This is a genomic window from Pseudomonas sp. Colony2, from assembly GCF_019382755.1.
Classification (GTDB): Bacteria; Pseudomonadota; Gammaproteobacteria; order Pseudomonadales; family Pseudomonadaceae; genus Aquipseudomonas.
The window spans coordinates 6,988,795-7,009,000 of sequence record NZ_CP080030.1; the positions used below are offsets into that span (position 1 = coordinate 6,988,795).

The 20,206-nt window shown below is 63.8% G+C and carries 15 protein-coding genes; 4 read left to right on the forward strand and 11 right to left on the reverse strand.

The genetic code is table 11. The features are described 5' to 3' along the window. Positions 1–46 precede the first annotated feature (46 nt). Genes JV201_RS28830 through tagH form a run of 11 tightly spaced genes read right to left on the reverse strand, consistent with a single transcriptional unit; the run spans position 47 to position 16,047 of the window. On the reverse strand, positions 47–1,759 hold the full coding sequence (locus JV201_RS28830; protein WP_063033839.1) for an SUMF1/EgtB/PvdO family nonheme iron enzyme: 1,713 nt from the start codon (positions 1,757–1,759) through the stop codon (positions 47–49). Further along, entirely contained in the window at positions 1,752–2,936 is a 1,185-nt protein-coding gene (locus tag JV201_RS28835) for an ABC transporter permease (RefSeq protein ID WP_219406306.1), read from the reverse strand. The genes JV201_RS28830 and JV201_RS28835 overlap by 8 nt, the downstream gene beginning before the upstream one ends. Next, positions 2,936–3,640: an ABC transporter ATP-binding protein gene (locus tag JV201_RS28840; RefSeq protein WP_008439454.1), complete on the reverse strand. Its 705-nt coding sequence runs from the start codon at positions 3,638–3,640 to the stop codon at positions 2,936–2,938. The genes JV201_RS28835 and JV201_RS28840 overlap by 1 nt, the downstream gene beginning before the upstream one ends. After that, a complete protein-coding gene (locus tag JV201_RS28845; protein ID WP_219406307.1) occupies positions 3,640–6,648 on the reverse strand; it encodes a serine/threonine-protein kinase in 3,009 nt (1,002 codons plus the stop codon). Before JV201_RS28845 ends, JV201_RS28840 begins: the two co-directional genes overlap by 1 nt. After that, the gene (locus JV201_RS28850) at positions 6,645–7,364 is read right to left on the reverse strand and encodes a PP2C family serine/threonine-protein phosphatase (RefSeq protein WP_219406308.1); all 720 of its coding nucleotides are present in this window, start codon (positions 7,362–7,364) and stop codon (positions 6,645–6,647) included. Before JV201_RS28850 ends, JV201_RS28845 begins: the two co-directional genes overlap by 4 nt. After that, a complete protein-coding gene (gene tagF, locus JV201_RS28855; protein WP_219406309.1) occupies positions 7,365–8,018 on the reverse strand; it encodes a type VI secretion system-associated protein TagF in 654 nt (217 codons plus the stop codon). It abuts the gene before it with no gap. Beyond that, positions 8,015–11,515: a type VI secretion system membrane subunit TssM gene (gene tssM, locus JV201_RS28860; protein ID WP_219406310.1), complete on the reverse strand. Its 3,501-nt coding sequence runs from the start codon at positions 11,513–11,515 to the stop codon at positions 8,015–8,017. Before tssM ends, tagF begins: the two co-directional genes overlap by 4 nt. Next, positions 11,512–12,801, reverse strand: a complete 1,290-nt coding sequence (locus JV201_RS28865; protein ID WP_219406311.1) for a DotU family type VI secretion system protein — start codon at positions 12,799–12,801, stop codon at positions 11,512–11,514. Before JV201_RS28865 ends, tssM begins: the two co-directional genes overlap by 4 nt. Before the next feature lie 6 nt (positions 12,802–12,807). Continuing rightward, the gene (gene tssK / locus JV201_RS28870) at positions 12,808–14,142 is read right to left on the reverse strand and encodes a type VI secretion system baseplate subunit TssK (RefSeq protein ID WP_003213330.1); all 1,335 of its coding nucleotides are present in this window, start codon (positions 14,140–14,142) and stop codon (positions 12,808–12,810) included. Positions 14,143–14,156: 14 nt separating this feature from the next. After that, positions 14,157–14,663 (reverse strand): type VI secretion system lipoprotein TssJ, encoded by a 507-nt coding sequence (gene tssJ / locus JV201_RS28875; protein ID WP_003213332.1) that lies wholly within the window; start codon positions 14,661–14,663, stop codon positions 14,157–14,159. 52 nt (positions 14,664–14,715) lie between these two features. Further along, positions 14,716–16,047, reverse strand: coding sequence for a type VI secretion system-associated FHA domain protein TagH (tagH, locus tag JV201_RS28880; protein WP_023659289.1), 1,332 nt, complete (start codon positions 16,045–16,047; stop codon positions 14,716–14,718). A 403-nt stretch (positions 16,048–16,450) separates the two neighbouring features. Here tagH and tssA point away from each other — a divergent pair, with 403 nt between their 5' ends. The 4 genes from tssA to JV201_RS28900 all read left to right on the forward strand — a co-directional run bounded on the left by tssA (position 16,451) and on the right by JV201_RS28900 (position 20,172). After that, positions 16,451–17,470 carry a type VI secretion system protein TssA gene (gene tssA / locus JV201_RS28885; RefSeq protein ID WP_087693721.1) on the forward strand — a complete coding sequence of 340 codons (1,020 nt, stop codon included), beginning with the start codon at positions 16,451–16,453 and terminating at the stop codon, positions 17,468–17,470. A gap of 54 nt (positions 17,471–17,524) precedes the next feature. Next, positions 17,525–18,031, forward strand: a complete 507-nt coding sequence (tssB, locus tag JV201_RS28890) for a type VI secretion system contractile sheath small subunit (protein ID WP_003213340.1) — start codon at positions 17,525–17,527, stop codon at positions 18,029–18,031. Positions 18,032–18,033: 2 nt separating this feature from the next. Next, on the forward strand, positions 18,034–19,530 hold the full coding sequence (gene tssC, locus JV201_RS28895) for a type VI secretion system contractile sheath large subunit (protein WP_219406312.1): 1,497 nt from the start codon (positions 18,034–18,036) through the stop codon (positions 19,528–19,530). Positions 19,531–19,683: 153 nt separating this feature from the next. After that, the gene (locus tag JV201_RS28900) at positions 19,684–20,172 is read left to right on the forward strand and encodes a type VI secretion system tube protein Hcp (protein ID WP_003213345.1); all 489 of its coding nucleotides are present in this window, start codon (positions 19,684–19,686) and stop codon (positions 20,170–20,172) included. Positions 20,173–20,206 lie beyond the last annotated feature (34 nt).

Genomic DNA, 20,206 nt, shown 5'->3' on the forward strand with positions numbered 1-20,206 from the left:
CCCACCGCCGCCTGAGTCCCTTCCAAGCTCGCTGTACAACCAGCGGTCAAGACCGCTGACCGCTCGCTGCGAGCAATTCCTTCAAAATCGTCGCCGGGTCGGCCCGCTGTTGCTTGCGGTAGTTGCCCACATGGCGAACGAATAACGTCGCACGCGTCACCAGGCTCTTGCCCAGTACCGGCTTGCGATCCAACTCTTCCTTGATCCGTTGAAACTGCGCCTGGATCACCGCATCGGTGTAGCGCGTGCCGGTGGCCAGGTTGTCGATGTAGATCGCCACCGCGCCGTCCAGCGCACTGCGCCCATTGGTGATCGCCGTGGCGAACAGCTGCGCGCTGGCCTCGTCCTTGGCGTCGATGGCCTGCTGGCGGCTCTTCTGCAAATTGATCAGGCGGATGTTGTAGTTGTTGATGGTCTCGGCCACCAGGGCCGCGGACTGAATCAGGTTGCCGGCCGCTTCTTCGCGCTGCTGGGCGATCAGCGAGACGTTGCGCTTGAGCTCTTCGTTGACCAGGCCGAGCTCCGCTTGCAGGCGCGGGTCGACGCTGGCGGCGATGATGCTGTCCAGGCGCTTGGTCGGGTCCTGGGCGTCGTCGATGGCATCGGTCAGCGAGGCCAGGCGACCTTCCTTCTGCCACTGGGCGAACAGTTCCTTGTAGCGCGAACGCGGTGCCGACAAGGCGCCAATCGCCACGCGAAAGCCGGTGGTCTCGTTGCTTTGTTCGGTACCGTCGGCGGCGAACAACGGGTACTCGCGGCGCATGCCGGTGAACAGCGTGCCCTCGCCTTCCAGGTAGTTGCCGCCCTTGACCACGAACCCACCATAGGTGCCCTGGCGACGCCCGGCGTGCACCAGTTGAAAGGACTCCTGGACCATTTCCGCTGCGTTGCCGATCACATCGAACATGCCGATCGGGTTGGGCAGCTTGGTGCCGATGGGCATCAGCCGTGCGGCCTGGCCGGTGCCACCCGCGACCTGATTGAACACCGCATAATCGGCGAGGGGGCCGTCGCTTTCGCTGCCCTCGGTACGCCGTGGAAACAGCCGGCCTTCCAGGTCCTGACGGCTGACCGCCTGGCCACCGCGAGCGGCGAACTCCCACTCCACTTCGGTAGGCAGGCGCACAAAGCCCAGGCCGCCGTCGTCCGCCGAAGCACCGCGACCACTCACCGGCAGCAGCTCGCGGTGATATTTCATCAACCAGGCGCTGTACACCGCCGAGAAACGTTCGGCTTCAAAGCGCGACAGCTTGACCTTCGGCAAGCGCGCCGCCATCCCGGTAGGTACATCGCACGCCGGGGCGGGTTCGCCACTGGCCAGGGATTGCGCCTGGGACATGACCTGCGCATATTGCCGCGCAGTGACTTCGTACTTGCCGATGAAGTACAGCATCGGCTTGAGCGGGGTCTTGGCATCGGTCTTCGGCATCAGCGGCGCGATGACCTTGTTCCAGTCCTTGGGCAGGTCCTTGAGGGTGAACTGGCCGTTGATGAAGTCGCGGCGATAACCGGAAATGAACGACTGCTGATAGCCCGCTTCACCTTCGCTGAACGGGTAGCCGAGGCTGATCTCGCGGTCATCCAGGGTGCCCTGGGCCAGCACGTAGGCATAGCGGAACACCATGTTGCCTTCGCAGGGCAGCGGCAGGCTGACGTCGTCCGGCAACGGCTTGGGGTTGTCCAGCTTGTCGCTCGCCTCATCGGCCCAGGCCACACAGGACAGGGTCAGCGCCACGGCGGCGCCCAGTAACTTATACATCTCTGATTCCTTCAGAAGCCTGGATACGCGCCACACGCCAACCACCACACGCCGCCGCCACGGCGCTGACGCCGAGGACAGCTGCCAGGGCCAGGCCGTAATGACGCGCCAGCAGGTGACTGGCGTATTCGCCCGGTACCTGCACGAATAATTGGTTCAGGCCGGACTCTGCCAAGCCATATAAAAGCCCACTCAATACAGCGGCAAACCCCGCGCTGTAGAGCGCCTGCAACACCACAAACAGCAACAACCCGGCGGTGGAAAACCCCAACAGCCGCAATACCGACAGCTCCCGGCGCTTGCGTGCAACCGACGCCAGCGCCCCGGCAAAGATCGCGGCAAACGCGCCCGCCAACGCCAGCCCGGCGATGATCCAGAACACGATCGACAGGTTGCGGCTCAACGACTGCACCTGGGCGATGGTCTGGGCCTGGGTCGACACCAACAGATTCTGCTCGGCGAAATACACCCGCAGCGGCTCCACATCCACCAGGCGCCGCGCATACAAACGGAACGCCGGGTATACCCGTTGCTCGCTGACGCCCACCGCATCGCCGTCCCAGCCAAACGCCGGCACCGCGCGGCCATCGCGATAATCTTCCGCTGCTTCCAGCAAGCCCAAGGGTGCAAACAATCCATCCCGGGCGAAGGCTTCCAGCGGCGCTACCTGCAGCACTTGAACCCGCAGGCGTTGCGACTCGATGCGCCCCGCCACCTGGCGCCCAAAACTCGCCTCCAGCCAATCCCCGGCCTTTGCCCCGAGCTTTTCGGCAGCGGTGTGGCTCAGCACGATCTGATCCAGGCCCTTGGGCATCGGCAGGCCGGCCAGCAATGGGTCGTTGGCGGCGGTCGGCAGCATCTCCACCGTCACCGCCCCCAACTGCGCCGTCGCCGCAATCTGCCGGGTGCGCGGCAAGGCGAACGCCACGTCGCTGCGCTGGCGGAGCTGCTCGACAAATTCACTGCTGAATCGACCACCGCCCAACGGAATAATTTCCCGGGTGGCCGGGTCGTTCTCCAAACGTTCGGTCAAACTGCTAACCAGTCCAAATTTCAGGCCGAACAACACCAGCAACGGCGCGATCACCGCCACCAGCGCCAGCACCGAACACACCGACAGCCACGCATCGTTGCGGTAATCCTGCCAGGCCAGGGAAGCCACCAGGGCGATACGCATCAGCACGCCTCCCCAAGGGTGGCGGTGACGCCGCCGTCGGCGTCGCGACGGCAACTGATGCGCCGCACCTGCAAGCCGCTGGCCCGGGCCAGGGGTTCATCATGGGTGGCGATCACGCAGCACGCGCCGTTATGCCGGGCCTGGGCCAACAGCGCCTGCATCACCCGCTCGGCGTTCAACGGGTCGAGCGCAGCGGTGGGCTCATCCGCCAGCAACAGCTGCGGACCGTGGGCCAGGGCTCTTGCGCAACTGACCCGCTGACGCTGGCCGACGGACAACGCCGCCGGCTTCTTGTCCAACTGATCAGTGATTTCCAACTGCTCGGCCAACCGCGCCACGCTGCCGTCGTCTTTCAAACCCAGGAGTTGCCGCGACAACGCAATGTTGCCGCGCACATCGAGAAAGCCCAGCAGGCCGCCGGTTTGCAGCACGTAACCCAGGTGCCGACTGCGTAGCTCCGCCAGCGCGCTTTGCTGGTCACCACGCCAAAGCCCGGCAATGTCGACGCGGTTGAAATCGAACTGCCCGACCTGGTCCGGCGCCAACACCAGCGCGAGCAAATCCAGCAAGGTGCTCTTGCCACAGCCACTCGGCCCGACCACCGCCAACTGTTCACCCGCACGCAGTTGCAAGCCCGGTATCACCAGGCTGTAGCGCTGGGCACCAACGCCCCGGCTCTTGTGCACTGCGCTCAGGTTCAGCATTACGGCAGCGTCGACAGCGGCACGCGGTACAACGCATCACCCGGCTCGGCATCGCCGAAACGGACCCAGTTGGCCACATCGTTATGGAAGGTTTCGTAGAGGCGGATCTTCGAATCCAGCTCGTCGATAAAGTCTTCCTGCTCGGCCACGCTCAACGACAGCCACAAATCCTGGGTCATGTTCAGCGACTTGCTGCGGTACGGCAGGCCTTCCAGGTATTCGCCAAGGATGCCGCCGTCCGCCAGGTTGCCGCCCTTTTTCAAGGCCTGTGGATCACGGCTCATATAGGCCGAGGCGCTGGCGATTTCCTGGAAGAAATCCTTCGGTGAGGTCTGGGTTTTGCGCGCGGCGTCGACGATCAGTTTCAAGGACTGCTGCAAGTCGTTGAGCTGCAATTTGGTCAACATCACGCACACCTGGAAGGCCGGCAACGCGGTGTTGGTCAGGTCGCGGTCGGCGGTCCAGGCACTCACCAGTTGCGGCGCCTGGCTCGCGGTTTTGCGGCCAAGGAAATCCATGTGCATCGCGTAACCGACGGCGGCGGATTTGTCCGCCAGGGTCGGCGCGGCACTGAGCAGCGGCACCGGCTGCGGCGTGTTGCTGCGCACCTGATGCACCAGGTTGGCGAACACCGTGCCGATCTCGTCGACCCGCTCGCCGAACTTGCGCACATCGCCACCGGGCACCGGCGTGTACAGGTCGCCGATCTGCGGGTTGGCGTCGGCGGTCAGGGTGCGGTACTGGGTTTCGGCGCCGCTGTGGGTTTTCTTCCCGGCGTCGGTGCGCAGGTGCAAGGCGTAGATCTTGATCTGCTTGCCCAATGCAGCCTGGCGTACTTCGGCTTCGTTCATCTGGGTGGTGGCGAACGGGTCGTTCTTGCGCAACGCACCGGCGTCGGTCACCAGCAGGATCAAGCGCCCGCCGTAGCCGGACCAGTCCATGCCTTCCACCGCCTGCATGACACCGGCGAACGCGTCTTCGTTGAACGAGTGGCTGGACACCGTCGACGCTTTGACCTGCCGCGCCATGTCGAGGAAGCGCTGCGGGTCGCGCCCTTGGTCGAGGGTGATCAGGGTCTTGGCCACATACTCCAGGCCGGGGGTTTTCTTGATGCTGTTGCGAAAACCCACCAGGCCAAAGCTCACGCTGTCCAGTTCGCCACGCTCGGCGATGCGGGTTTGCAGCTCGTGGACCACGTCGCGAACCTGGTCGATGTAGGGCTGCATCGACACCGTGGTGTCGACCACCAGCACCACGGCCGTGCGGAAGGCATCGGCATTGGCATCAATCACCGGCGTTCGACCGACAGCCTTGGCGATGACATCAGGTGTGCTGCCAGGGTCGATGGAGGCGACGTTGAGCAACTGCACCGGCTGGCCGTTTTCGTCGAAGCTCTCCTTGGAGTCGAAGATCGGCAGCAAATAGAACTGGTTCTGCGGGACGGCGCTGGCGGTCGGCTCCAGGGCCAGAACCTGCTGGTTGTCCTCGGTGTTTTTCTGCACCTTGAGCAGCAGGTTTTTCGCCGCTGCGGGATCGGCTAAAAGCTTCTCCACTTCAGCGGACTGACGCAGGAACATCACCGGCGCCCGGCCCGAACGCTCGGTGAACTTGAGCACCAGGCTCTGCTTCCAGTCGCTGGCTTGCGCCGCCGGCAGCCAACCGTCGCTGCGCCCGTCGGTGGCGGCGCCAACCCGCAGCCAGGGGCTGCCGTCGACGTCCTTGCGTTGGTAGACATAGAGCACGGAAAACGCCGGCAAACCTTCGCCAGGCGCCCCGCCCGCTTCGTGGGAAAGCTTGGCGCCAGGCTTGCTCAGTACCCGCTGGAACAGGGTTTTCTTGCCGGCCATCAGCAACGGGCGTTGACCGCCGTCAACCTGCGCCGCTACCGGTTGCGCGGCAGGCGGCGCGATGGTCTTGGCCGCCTCGGCAACCGGCTGCGCGGCGGCTGGCGCGTCATCTTTCAACCACCAGTAACTTGCGCCCGCAATTGCCAGCGCGACCGCCACGGCAACTGCCGCCAACGCCAGCACCGGCCCACGGTTTTGTCCGGACACGGCCGAGTGTTGCGTCGGCGTCACCACCGGTTGCCGCACGGGTTGTGGCTGCGGCTTTTCGGTCGGGATTTCGATGGAAACCGGCGTGAGTCCGGCCAGGTCATTGGAGACCGCAACCGGAATCGGCAGGGGCCGAATCAACGTCGCCTCTACCTGCTCCTCCTTCGGCAACTGATCCAGCGCCAGCAGCAACGCCGCCGCATCCGGGAAACGCTCCGCCGGGTCCTTGGCCAGCAGCTTGCGCAGCACCTCCTGATAGCGCCCGTGGTGCACCGGCAATTCCGGCAGCGGTTCAGTCAGGTGTGCCAGTGCTGTGGAAAGCGCATCGGTGCCGTTGTAAGGCAACTTGCCCACGAGGATTTCATAGAGCACCACGCCCAGCGCATACAGGTCGGCGCGCCCGTCAATTTCCTGGCCCCGGGCCTGCTCCGGGCTCATGTAGCTCGGCGTGCCGACGGCAAATCCGGCCTGGGTGAACTGCGTGCGGTCATCCAGGGACTTGGCGATGCCAAAGTCCGACAACACCGCCGTGCCATCCGCGCGGAACAGAATGTTCGCCGGCTTCACATCGCGGTGTACCAGGCCCTGGGCGTGGGCATAACCCAGCGCCGAGGCGATCTGCCGGATATACGTCAGCCCCTGCTCCGGCGTCAGGCCCGCGGCGATGCGCTCCTTGAGCGTGCCGTTGGGCAGGTATTCCATGGCCATGTAGTACAGCTCACCGACATTGCCGATGTCATGGATGGTCACGGTGTGCGGGTGGGACAGGCGCGCCAGGGTCTTGCCTTCGCGCAGGAAGCGCTCGCAGAAGCTCGGGTCGGCCGCCAGCGCCGCCGCCATGATCTTCAGCGCCACCTTGCGCTCCAGGGACCGCTGGGTCGCCAGGTACACGCTGGCCATGGCGCCAACGCCAATTTCGCCTTCGATGTCGTAGCCGGGAATGATGAAGTTCATGTCGACACCTTCACAACGATGGCGCTGATGTTGTCCGGCGCGCCGCGATTGAGCCCCAGGTGCACCAGGCTGCGGACGATTTCGTCCGGCTCGGCATGGCTCAGTACTTCGCGGATCTCGTGGTCTTCGACGGTCTTGTTCAGGCCGTCGCTGCACAGCAGGTAACTGTCGCCGGGGGCGATCAACAGGTCGACCGACGACAACGCCAACTGTGCTTCCACGCCAATCGCGCGGGTGACGATATTCGCCCGTGGATGCACCCGCGCATCGGCTTCGCTGAGCAGGCCGCTGTCCTGCAAGTCCTGCACGTAGCTGTGGTCGCGGGAAATGCTTTCCAGCAGGCCGTCGCGCAGGCGATACAGGCGGCTGTCGCCGGCCCACAGGCACACGCCGCGCAAGCCTCGGGTGGCGAGCAACACCACGGTGCTGCCCATCATGGTCACGCCACGGTGGGCGGTTTCTTCGCGCACCGCGCCGTTGACTCGCAACAGGTCGCTGCGCAACGCCGCCGTGTATTCCTCAAGGGAACGGCCCACGGGAATGCTGCGCAGGCTGTCGACAATCAGGCTGCTGACGTAATCCCCCGCCGCGTGCCCGCCCATGCCGTCGGCCACCACCCACAGGCCGTTTTCCGGCAGGTCGAGGCAAGCGTCTTCATTGACTTGGCGAACCATGCCGACGTGGCTTTTGCTGGCGGATTTGAACGTGGACCGCATCTACACAACACCTTCTTGGCCGAGCAAAAATTGCGCAAAATCGTCGGCAGCAGGCAAGCCCTGACACCGCATTAAACCGGGAGAAATCTGTTGCGAACCACGGCCCCACCACAGGCTCGCGCCTTCGCAAGCCTGTTCGGCAAGCGCATTCATCCGCGCCTGCGGGTCTGTGGCGTTGACACGCTGCAAGCCCGCAAAGCGACTACCCAAGGTGCGAGATTGGCAGGCTGGAGCGCCGAGGGATTCGATGCCGTCGCTGAAACCTTCGAAGCTGGCGCCGGCATCCAGCGTGCTCAGCAGCAGCTCTTCCACCTGTTCAAACCAGGTGTCCGGGCCGCCAACGACGGAGGCCGGGTCGGTGTCGTGATCCAACAGCGCAGCCACCGTCAGCGGGAAATAGCGCCCCACCCGGTCGATGCTCGGCATCACCACGCCCACCGCCGCGTCCGGCCCGCACACACCCGGCGCCAACACGAAGCGCCACAATGGGCTGACCAGGTAAGCATTCAGCCAGTCAGCCCCGAGGCGGGTCTGGCTGGCGAGCAATCCGGACGCCAGCCAACTGTCCCAAGGGCCGATAAAACTCTGGGGCAGCGCGCGGCTGACAAAGTCGCCGCGGCACGCCAACTTGCCGTAGAAACCCAGCGTGGTCATAGCCGCTCCGGCAGGCTGAAGCCGTTAAGCACGCGGCTCTTGAACGGGTTGAAGGCACTGTTGGCCCGCAACTCGTAGGAGATGCTCGCGCCGTCGACCCGCAGACGCAGGTTGAAGCGGTCCGGCGAATTGCCGGCGGTCAGGTCCGATTGCTCCAGCAGACGAAACCAGGCCCACGGGCCGTCCAGCGTCACGCCGGAGCGCCCGCTGGCTGACGGCGGCATGATGGAAATGCGCACCACGCCAATGCTGCCGGGATTCGGCCACTGCATCGCGACCGGCCGGCTCGGGCCGTGGTCATAGCTCAGTTGCTGGCCGTCCAGGTCCAGCAGGAACTGGGTGATGGTCGCGTCCATCGCCACCGGTTTGAGTTCAAAGCGCACGATCGGCTGGGTGCCACCGGCACGGAAAAACGCATCCCGAATGGTCGCCGCACGCTGGAAGGTTTGCAGCACGCCCGGCGCGATGCCGAGCTTCTGCGCCGCGCCCGGCTGCCAGCGCCAGGTTTGCGTGGAGGTGTCGACGTAAGGTTGCAGGTACTTGCGGAAGTAATTGTCCATCACCCCGCCCACCCCGAAGAACTGGCCGAAGTCATCCAGGGTCGCGTCCCGCGCACTGCCGGGCGACATCGGATAACGCCCGGCCAGGGACTGGCGATACACGTTCACCACTTCGCTGACCCACGCCGCATTCAGCTGGTTACGCACCCCGCCCATCATGCTGTTGGTGGTGGAGTTGACCACTGACTTGACCATGCCCTGCACCAGCGGCGGCTGGCGTTCGGCATTCAGGCTGACCCGCGTGGCCGCAGCCGCCGCCTGGTTTTTCGCTTCGCCGAGCAACGCATCGCCACTGGCGCCGACCATGGCGCTGACCTGCACATACAGCGCATTCATGTCCGCCAGCAGGCCATCGATGGCCGCCGGTTCGCCTTCGTTCTTGCTGACGATGCTGTTGAGTTCGGCGAAGTGCGCCGTCACCGGATCTTCACTGGCCGCTGGTGCATTCGCAGTTGGCTGGTCCTGGCCAAGCAGGCTGCCGAGGCGTTCCTTGAGCTTGTCCACGCCACCTTCCACCGGCGCGCCCTTGGCGGCCAGCAAGCGTTCTTCCGCTTGCAAGTCGGTCTCTTTGGAGACCGCCACCAGCAGCTTCTTCAGCGGCGAGGTCGGCCCGGAAATCACCCGCAAGACGTCGGCCGCCTGGGCCACGCTGGTGATCGGCACAAAGTCGATATCCGCCAGCAACGCATCCCACTGGCGTTGATAGTCCTGGAAGTACAGGCGGCGCACATCGGCGGCGAGGCTGACGACGTTTTGTTGGTCGGCCTGCTCGTGGCCCAGTACCCATTGCTCTTCAGCGAGGGTGCCAGTCTGGTTCAGGCTGGCCAGCAGGAAGCCCTGGCGATAACCCTTGGCGGTGAAGAAACCGCTCAACGGTTCGCCCAACGGCTTGCCGCTCTTGCGACTGAACACCAGCGCGGCATCACGGCCCGCCGCTTCGTTGATGCGAAAGTCCGGCACGCCTTCCGGCAGTTTCTGGCGCTTGATACGGTCGTAGACGCGCTGGGCCACCGGCAGTTGCTGCAGTTGCCGACGCAGGTCGTCGATCAAGCGCGGGTCGAGACGGGCGCTGGGCGGATGCCGCTCGAACAAGGCCTGCAAGTGCCCGATCAGTGCCTGGCGTTGGTCTGCCGGCAGGTCGCGCGGCAGGTTGCGGTCCCAGTCGAGGGCGATCCAGGCCTTGATGAAGTCCGGGTCGTAATGCTCGCTGTCGGCGAGCATCAGGTAGGCCTTCAAACCTTCGTAGAGGAAGTCGGAATTGCCGCCGCCGTGCAGTTGCTCTTCGATGCGCGTCACCAAACGGGGCGCGAACACGGCGATCAACAGCTTGCGGTAGACGCTGGCGGATTCGGCTTCGAGCATGTCGCCCTGATACAGGCCCAAGCCTTCGGACCAGCTCGGCGAGTCGCCCGCCAGGTTCTTCACCGCATTGAGCAACGGCAATACCGCGAGTACTTCGCGCTGCGCCGGGCTCAGGTTCTGCACGGTCTGGCCCAACGGCGCGACCTTCTGGTCAACCTGGGCGATGTAGGCCTGGTTGGCGCGATAACTCACCCACCACAACGTGCTGACGACCAGTACCAGCGCCACGGTTGCGGCCAGCACACCCCGGGCAATCCACTTGCGACGGCGCTCGACCTTCGGGTTGACGCCCACCAGGCCACGCTCGGCAAACGCCACGGCGGTGAACAGTTTTTCGATGAAGTAACTGCGCCCGGTGCCGGTCTGGCGCGCCAGGTGCTGGCGGTCCAGGTTCATGCTCTGGGCCATGGCGCCGATCAAGCGGTCAATCGGGCTGCCTTCCTGGGTGCCGCTGGTGAAGTACACACCGCGCAGCAAGACGCGCTCTTCAAAGGCGTTGGGTTTGAACACGCCTTCGAGGAAGCCTTGCAGGCAATCCTTCAACGCGCCGAACTGCTGCGGGAAACCGTAGATCAGGTCGCGCCGCGCCGGGTCGCGTTCCTGTTGCAGGCGCTCCACCAGGCGCTCGTTGAGGCGCTGTTCCAGGCCGGCGAACTCGCTTTGCAGATGGGCCAGCGGGCTGTCGCTGTTCTTGCCGTCGTCCAGGGCGAAGGTCATGCCCCACACTTGGGCGCGCTCTTCCTTGCTCAGGTTGTCGAAGAACTCCATGAAGCCCGGCACCAGGTCGAGCTTGGTGAGCATCAGGTAGATCGGGAAGCGCACGCCCAGTTGGGTGTACAGCTCCTGGATGCGCAGGCGGATCGCGGCGGCATGGGCGGCACGCTCGGCATCGCTGCCCAGCAGCAGGTCCGAGAGGCTGATGGCGATAAACGCACCGTCAATCGGGCGCCGGGATCGCTGCTTTTTCAGCAGGTCGAGAAAGCCCAGCCAGGCGGCTTTATCCACCGTGGAGTTGCTGTCCTGGGTGGTGTAGCGGCCAGCGGTGTCGAGCAATACGGCCTGGTCGGTAAACCACCAATCGCAATTGCGCGTACCGCCCACGCCCCGTACCGCACCGGCACCCAACTGCGCCGCCAAGGGAAAGTGCAGCCCGGAATTGACCAGCGCGGTGGTCTTGCCCGAGCCCGGCGGGCCGATGATCACGTACCACGGCAGCTCATACAGGTTGCGGCGCTCGTCACCGCCCAGCTTGGCCTTTTTCAACAGGGCCAGGGCTTCGTCCATGCGCTGGCGCAGGGTCGCCAGCTCTTCGGCGGTGGCGACGCTGGCAGGGGCTGGCGGGGTTTCCGCCGCGAGGCTGCGCATCACTTCGGCGGCCTGGCGCCGGGCCTGGATAATCCGGAATACGCGGTAGGCAATCCACACCGCGAACACCAGGATGATCAGCGCCCAGCGGCGCCCTTCCGGCACCAGCACATCGAGCAACGGGCCCACAAACCAGATGATCAGGCTCAAGGCGATCAGGCCCAGCAGCGGGATCACCCAGCGAATCACAAAACTGAAAAACGCCTTCACTCGACGCCCTCCGCCAATACGGTGATTTCTACCCGGCGATTGCGCGCACGGCCTTCGGCTGTGGCGTTGGTCGCCACCGGCTCGGTGTCGCTGCGGCCTTCGGCGCTGAAGCGTTCCGGCTGGCCGGTCTTGGCCGCGAGAATCTCCAGCACCGACTTGGCCCGCGCCTCGGACAGCGCCCAGTTGGACGGAAAGCGCAGGGTCGCAATCGGACGGTTATCGCTGTGGCCGGTGACCCGCACCTGGCCCTTGACCTTGCGGATGGCGTCGGCAATACGCAGCATCAGCGGCTGGAAGTCATCGACGATGCTGGAGCTGGCCGAGGCGAACAGTTCATCACCACGGATGGTCACCACGGAGCGGTCGACGGCATCTTCCACGACTACGCGACCGGCCTTGATGTCTTCCACCAGGAAGCCTGCCAGACGCGGTCGCTCAATGATTTTCGGCTGGGCCACCGGACGGTCGATGGCCTGCACCGGGATCTCCCCCAGGGCATGAATATTCTTGAACACCGGCTCGGCATCCGACGCCAGTTTCATCCGCAACCCGAACAGCAATGCCAACAGCAGTGCCAGGCCGATGGCCACGGCGATCCATGGCGGCATGAACTGCGCCAGGCGATCACGGGCCACGGTCACGCCGCGCCAATGGGGTGACAGCTCGCGCTCATGCTCGCCACGGGCACTGCGAATCGCCGCAGCGGTACGCTCGCGCAAGGCTTCCAGCTGGCTGCGGCCATCGTTCATCACGCGGTAGCGACCTTCGAAACCCAGGCACAGGCACAGGTACAGCAGTTCCAGCAGGTACAGGCGTTCCCGCGGGCTTTGCAGGCAGTGATCCAGCAATTGGAAGACCTTTTCGCCGCCCCAGGCTTCGTTGTGCACGGTGATCAGCAGGCTCTGCTTGCCCCAGTCACTGGCACTGCCCCACGGCGTACTCAGCACGGCTTCATCGAGGGCGGTGCACAGCGCGTAACGCGCCAGCAGCACATCGTTGCGGGCCACGCCGGCCGCCTCGGCACGTTCTTCGAACTGGCGCAGGTAAGCCAGCAACTGCGCACGCAGGCTCGCTGGCGCAGGGTGCGAGATCGTGTTGCGCAGGCGCGTCAGCAGCGACAACAACGGGCCGGCAGCGCTTTCCAGCGGGTTCAGGCCCTGGGCCTTGCCGGTCAGGATCGGCGCAGCGGGCATCGACAGCGGCGCCGGCTCTGCGCGAACAGGCTCCGGCGCGCGGCCACCGGGACGCGGCATGAACTGGGTGCGGTCATCGTCATTCGGATGCATCGCGGATTACCCTCGGATGGCCCAGAAAGCCAGGTTCAACCCCGGGAACTGGCCGGCGATGTGGAACGCAAAGCCACCGGAATTACCCAGTTGCTGCCAGTGCTCGCTGCCCCGGTCCAGCTCGTAGTAGGTGGAGCCTGCGTGGTACGGAATCTGCCGTGGCGCCACCGGCAGCGGCAGCAGGCCGATGCCCGGCAGTTGCAGGTTGACCAGGTCGCGGATGTGTTCCACCGAGCCAACTTTGCTTTGCTGGCCGAAGCGCGCGCGCAGGGTTTCGCCCGGCACATCGGCGCGCACCACCAGGATGAAACTGGCGCTGTCGATCAGGGTTTTGTCGGCCAGCATCGCCACGTGCACGCCGTAGGCTTTCTCGACAATCGGGATCGGCGTGGCCTTGCTGTCGATCAGCATCGACAGCGCCTCGCGCAGGGCCTGCATCACCGGGGTGAAGCTCAAGGCCAGGTCGTCATGCTGGTATTGCGGGTATTCGTGGGGGCGGCGACCCGTGGTGGAGAAGGTCGAGAACTCGCCGGCCAGGCTCACCAATTCACTGAAGAAACGCTCCGGGTGCAGCGGGCTCAACTGACTCAGGTGCTGGATCAGCGGCTGGGCGCGGTTGACCAGTTGCAGCAGCATGAAGTCGGCAATCTCCGAAGCACCACCGGCGCCCGAAGCCACCACGCGCCCGGCCAACGCTTCGCCGCGCTGGTGCAGCAGGCCCAGCAGTTCGCTGCGAAACGCGGTCAGCGGTTTGCTGGCCGTCACGTCGAGGACCGGCGGGATGTAGCTCTCGTCCAGCACCAGGGCGCGGTCGGCGCGTTTTTCCTTGATGCGCACCAGGCCAATGGCCGCGTAATCGCTGATGCCATCCTGGGCGGTCAAAAGGCGCAAGGCGCGGGAGCCGACCGCCACCGGCGCACGGTTTTCGAAGGGCGCGTTGTCGTCGCGCACTTCACGCACTTGGCTGACATAGCGCGCGGCTTCCAGGGCCTCGCCTTCGTCAACGGTGTCGCGGGCGCCGGCACGCTTGAGGGGCAACGCCAGGTACACCAGGCCATCGCGCAAGTTGTCGTCGATATTCAGCGGGCTCGGCGCCAGGTCGTCCTGGGGGATATTGAACGGCGTGCCATCCGGTAACAGGCCGCGTGCCGAGACGATCGCCAGCTTGCCCTGCGCCAGCAGGCCCTGGTCGATCAACAGTTCGGAAAAGCCCCAGGCCCCCGCCGACAACGGGCGGCTGCGCGCATCGATCAGGTTTTCCAGGTAACGGTCATGCTGCTGGAAGTGCTGCGTTCCGATGAACATGCCTTCCGACCAGACCACGCGATTGTTCCAGGACATGGGGGCTCCGATTCTTATTGGGCAGGGCTGGATGGGGGAACCACGACGTCGGCACGCACGGCATGCACATCGAGGCTGATCTGGTATTCGGTGTATTGGCGTGCCGGCACGTTGAGCACCGTGCGCCACTCGGCACGGTCCAGTTCGCGATAGCCCACCAGCAGGCCGATCTGGCGGGTGGACGGGTCGAGGTCGCGCTGGATGCTCAATTGCTGGCCGGGCAGGATCACCACTTCGTCCTGGTCGAGCAGGTCGAGGCCGAGGGTCGACTGTGCGCGATCGGCCAGGGCGAAGTAGTCGGAACGGCTGAAGGTGGCGGCGTTTTTCAGTTCGAAAATCCGCACCCGTACCGGGGCTGCCTGGCCATTGGCGCCGGGGTTGAGCCCGGCGATGGCATGGAAATGCAGCTCGACGGCGGCGGTGTCTGCCTCAGCTTCGGCGGCCTCGGGCTTGGCCGCATCCTTGGCACACGCCGTCAGCAGAAGCGCGGTGGCGACTGCGAGTAAAAACCTGGGAATCATCCTGCGTCCTCAATGACGTACTTAGCTATCCGTTGTTCCATGTACTGCGTTGTTAGTGACGCTGTCGGCTGCTGTGCGCTTCGTAGGCACGGCTGAATTCACGCCCGAACAGGTCCTGGAAATCTTCCTGGGCCTCGCGGGAAATATTGCTGTAGAGCTCGGTGAACTGCTGCCAGTACTGGGCCTGGCGCGAGCCGTTGAAAATGCTCGATAGCCCGCCGGGCTTGCCCATGCGCTCTTCGAGCTGCGCCGGTTCAAAGCGCGTCAGCAGGTGCTTGATGGCGGCTTCGACCCCGGCCATGACGGCCAGTTGGTGGGCGCGCAGATCGTCGAAACTGTCGCGCACGGCCAAGTCCGGTGCCATAAACGCCTGATTGCTGTGGCGTAGGAGCAGCAGTAGCGCTTCATCGGCATTCGGGGCGAATTTCAACGGATTGTTTTCCACCGGTTGAATCACCGTCTGCTGCATGCGGAACTCGCCCTTGAGGCTGCTGCGGGCACGCAACACGTCGATCAGGCCTTCGACCATCAGCCGGTAACTGCGGCCGATGCTTTCCATCTGGGCTTCGGCCTGGGCCTTGTCCAGGCGCAACTGATCGAGGCCCGCACCACGCAGGAAGGCTTGCAACAGGTCGGGCTGGCTGGCATCAGCCACCGGGAGCGGGCGCTCGACCTTGGGCGGCTCGATGACCGGCGGCTGTGGCGGTGTTGGCGGCGGCGGTGCAACAGGCCTGGGTGCCGGGGCATCGCCGAACAGATCCCAGTCTTCGGGGATTACTGAGCCCGAGACCACCGGCGCAGGCGGCTCAGCCACGGGCAGCGGTGTCGGCGGGCGGAAGTCGTGCTGCTCGGCCGGCACGTGATCGTGCACGGTGGCCGGCGGTACGCTGGTGGGCGCGAGGAAGTCGAACAGGTCCGGCAGGGTGTCCATCGACGAGGCGCCCTGGAACTGCGGCGCGATCACCGGAGGTGGCGTCGGGGCCTTCACGGCGGCGCCCATCAGGGCTTCGAAACTGTTGGACGCGTCACCGGTGAAAGACGGGGTATCTGTCACTTTCAGGTTGAAATCGATACGCGCCTGGATCTCGTAATCGCCGATGCGGATCAGTTCGCCGTCCTGCAATGGCTCGCTGCTTCCCCGCCGCAAACGAATACCGGCATGCACTAACTCAACTCCATTAGTGCTGTTATCAGTTAAGTAGTAACGACCATCTTTGTACTGAATAACGCAATGTTGCGTGGAAACAAGACGTTCTGGATCAGGCAGTACCCAGTCATTTTCGGAACCGCGGCCAATAGCCATCACTCCCTGGTCCAGGGACTTTTCAGAACACTGGCCAGGGGTAATCTTGTGATAACTAGTGATAGTCAAGCACAGCGACATCTTGCCTCCTTGCTGATACTTCGCGCGCGGCCGTTCCCTGGGAGAAATGCTCCGAGAGATCCACGACAGATCCTTCCAAAACCTTGAAAGCCTGCTTCAACCCGCGTAATTGCTGATCTTAACCGGCCTGTATGACAAAAATCCTGCCTCGGCACCTGCTTCGACTGATCAGTCGCACAAGATGTTAAGCACCGCACATCTGTCATAGAGGGCGAATAGCTTACCTTGACAAGGCATAAGTACTACACCAAAAATGCACAACTTCTTGAACACCAATGATGGCACTTTGAAATCGGCATGATGTCAAAGCGCTAAATAAGACCAAGAAAACATGCAAAGTTCCTCGCGCAACTAATGCATGAGTTGCCCGTCATCTAACGGGCTGATAGGGAGATCGAATTTAGTGGATGTGCCTCTGCTGCTCGCCGCCGTTTCCGCGACTTCGCCTTGTGGCGAAGACTTGGAATATGACGCCGATTACTTGCATCTTGAGCGTGCCGCACAGGGTCAACCCGAGCGCAGCATGGGCGACTCGATCCTGCCTGCCGAACCTCCGGAATGGCGCAGCATCCAGCAGCAAAGTCTCGACCTCCTGCAACGCAGCAAAGACCTGCGCATCACCCATTTCCTGTTGCAAGCCGCCCTCGCCCTCCAGGGCATTGCAGGGCTTGCCGACGCACTCGCGCTGATCAACGCGCTGCTGCGCGAATACTGGGCCGACCTGCATCCGCGCCTGGATGCCGATGACGACAACGACCCCACCGTGCGCATCAACGCCCTCAGCGGCGTGGCCAGCGACGCGAACATCCGCCTGCTGCGTGAGGCCATTCTCACCCGTTCGCGCACCTTCGGGCCCGTCAGCCTGCGCGCCGCGCTGAATGCCAGCGGGCTGCAGAGTTTCCCCGGCGAAAACCTCGGTGCCGAACAGCTTAACGGCGCATTCCTCGACAGCGATGCCGAGCAACTGCAAGCCACCCGCGACGCGCTGAACGCCGCCCGCGACGCCTGTGAGGCCATCGAACAATACGTCAGCGACCAGGTCGGTTCCGCCCAGGGCGTGGACCTCGGCCCCTTGAAGCAACTGCTCAAGCAGGCCGTGCAGATACTTAACCAATACGCCCCGCACAGCGGCGCCGCCAGCGAGCCCGAGGTTGTCAGTGACGACAATGCCCCCTCGGTTGAATACGCCGCCGCGCCCGTTGCAGCACGCCCGACCGGCGACATCGCAAGCCGCGATGAAGTGCTGCGCAGCCTCGACAAGATCCTTGCGTACTACACCCGGCACGAGCCTTCGAGCCCGCTGCCGGTGCTGTTGAACCGAGCGAAGAATCTGGTGCACGCCGACTTTGCGGCCATCGTGCGCAACCTGATTCCCGACGGCATGTCCCAATTTGAAAATCTGCGCGGGCCGGACAGCGAATAAGCGTACGGATCGCGCAGTTACAACACCGTCGCTCAAGCGACCAGGAGCAGCAACGTGGCGAAGCAAAGTTCTCAGAAATTCATCGCGCGCAACCGTGCGCCTCGGGTGCAGATCGAGTACGACGTCGAGCTCTACGGCGCCGAGAAAAAGGTCCAGCTGCCCTTCGTCATGGGCGTGATGGCCGATCTCGCTGGCAAGCCCGCCGAGCCTCTGGCGCCTGTGGCCGACCGCAAGTTCCTTGAAGTGGACGTCGACAACTTCGACTCGCGCCTCAAGGCCATGCAGCCACGCGTCGCGTTCCACGTGCCCAACGAGCTGACCGGCGAAGGCAACCTGAGCCTGGACATCACCTTCGAAAGCATGGACGACTTCAGCCCCGCCGCTGTGGCGCGCAAGGTCGATTCGCTCAAGCAACTGCTCGAAGCCCGCACCCAGCTGGCCAACCTGCTGACCTACATGGACGGCAAGACCGGCGCTGAAGAAATCATCATGAAGGCGATCAAGGACCCGGCACTGCTTCAGGCACTTGCCAGCGCGCCCAAGCCTGCAGGGGAGCAGTAATCATGACTGACAATACCGCCCGCGAAGGCACCCAGATCCTGGGTACCACCGAAGAAGCCAGCGAGTTCGCGAACCTGCTGCTGCAAGAATTCAAACCCAAGACCGAGCGTGCCCGCGAAGCCGTGGAAACCGCTGTGCGCACCCTGGCCGAGCAGGCTCTGGCCCAGACCGATCTGGTGTCCAACGACGCGATCAAGTCGATCGAATCGATCATCGCCGCCATCGACGCCAAGCTCACCGCCCAGGTCAACCAGATCATCCATCACCAGGATTTCCAGCAGCTGGAAAGCGCCTGGCGTGGCCTGCACTACCTGGTGAACAACACCGAGAGCGATGAGCAGCTGAAGATTCGCGTGCTCAACATCTCCAAGCCGGACCTGCACAAGACCCTGAAGAAATTCAAGGGCACCGCGTGGGACCAGAGCCCGATCTTCAAGAAGATGTACGAAGAAGAATACGGCCAGTTCGGCGGCGAACCTTACGGTTGCCTGGTGGGCGACTACTACTTCGACCAGTCGCCTCCCGACGTGGAGCTGCTGGGGGAGCTGTCGAAAGTCTGCGCCGCCATGCACGCACCGTTCATTGCCGCCGCTTCGCCAACCGTGATGGGCATGGGCTCGTGGCAGGAACTGTCGAACCCGCGCGACCTGACCAAGATCTTCACCACCCCGGAATACGCCGGCTGGCGCTCGCTGCGTGAATCGGAAGACTCGCGCTACATCGGCCTGACCATGCCGCGCTTCCTGGCGCGCCTGCCGTACGGTGCCAAGACCGATCCGGTGGAAGCCTTCGCCTTCGAAGAAAACACCGACGGTGCCGACAGCTCCAAGTACACCTGGGCCAACGCCGCTTACGCGATGGCGGTGAACATCAACCGTTCGTTCAAACACTTCGGCTGGTGCTCGCGCATCCGTGGCGTGGAGTCGGGCGGTGAAGTCGAGAACCTGCCGGCCCACACCTTCCCGACGGATGACGGTGGCGTGGACATGAAGTGCCCGACCGAAATCGCTATCAGCGACCGCCGCGAAGCGGAACTGGCGAAGAACGGTTTCATGCCGCTGCTGCACAAGAAAAACACCGACTTCGCTGCCTTCATCGGCGCCCAGTCGCTGCAGAAACCGGCCGAATACGATGACCCGGATGCCACCGCCAACGCCAACCTGGCCGCGCGCCTGCCGTACCTGTTCGCCACCTGCCGTTTCGCCCACTACTTGAAATGCATCGTGCGCGACAAGATCGGTTCCTTCAAAGAGAAGGACGAGATGCAACGCTGGTTGCAGGACTGGATCCTCAACTACGTCGACGGTGACCCGGCGCACTCCACCGAAACCACCAAGGCCCAGCATCCATTGGCTGCCGCCGAAGTGATCGTGGAAGACGTCGAAGGCAACCCGGGGTACTACAACGCCCGGTTCTACCTGCGCCCGCACTACCAGCTCGAAGGGCTGACCGTGTCGCTGCGCCTGGTATCGAAGCTGCCTTCGGCGAAAGGCGCGTAACACCGTCGCTCGTTCCCACGCTCCGCGTGGGAATGCCGCCCGGGACGCTCCGCGTCCCAGTGACGCAGAGCGTCACAAGATGCGTTACCACGCAGAGCGTGGGAACGATCAGCGTTAACAAATTCTGTGGCTCAGACCACACAGGGAGAAAACATGGCTGTTGATATTTTCATCAAGATCGGCGACATCAAGGGCGAGTCCATGGACAAGGCCCACAAGGACGAAATCGACGTGTTGAACTGGAGCTGGGGCATGGCCCAGTCCGGCAACATGCACGTTGGCGGTGGTGGCGGCGCAGGCAAGGTGAACATCCAGGACCTGTCGCTGACCAAGTACGTCGACAAGGCCTCGCCCAACCTGATGATGCACTGCGCGAGCGGCAAGCACATCGACAAGGTCACGCTGACCGTGCGCAAGGCCGGCGGTGAAAGCCAGGTCGAGTACATGATCATCAACCTGGAAGAAGTGCTGGTCACCTCCCTGAGCACCGGTGGTTCGGGCAGCGATGATCGCCTGACCGAAAACGTGACCCTGAACTTTGCCCAGGTGATGGTGGACTACCAGCCACAGAAAGCCGACGGCACCAAAGACGGCGGCGCGATCAAGTTTGGCTGGAACATTCGCTCCAACACCAAACGCTGATTGCCCCTGTAGCCGCCACCCCAAGTGGCGGCTG